Below are 211 nucleotides of genomic sequence, written 5' to 3'. Positions count from 1 at the left end.
TTCAATTTTCCCACAGGTAATGGTTGCCTTGGGGTCAACGTGTTGTTGAGGTTCATAGGTTTGATCATCCATAATCCGTAAGACTCGAGAACCGGCAACCACACCATCTTGGAAGTCACTTAAACGATCCATCATTTGAGACATTGGGTTATAGAAGTTGGACAGATAGGTGATGAATGCGTAAATGATACCGGCAGCAACGTAACCATGC

At 44.1% G+C, this 211-nt stretch carries 1 pseudogene; it reads right to left on the bottom strand.

The window, feature by feature from the left end:
- Positions 1-211: pseudogene (locus CBI42_RS12430) on the bottom strand (ABC transporter ATP-binding protein); the annotation flags it as partial.

This window comes from Streptococcus sp. KR, assembly GCF_002238115.1.
In the GTDB taxonomy this organism is placed as follows: domain Bacteria; phylum Bacillota; class Bacilli; order Lactobacillales; family Streptococcaceae; genus Streptococcus.
This window is presented reverse-complemented; position numbering and strand designations above follow the sequence as displayed.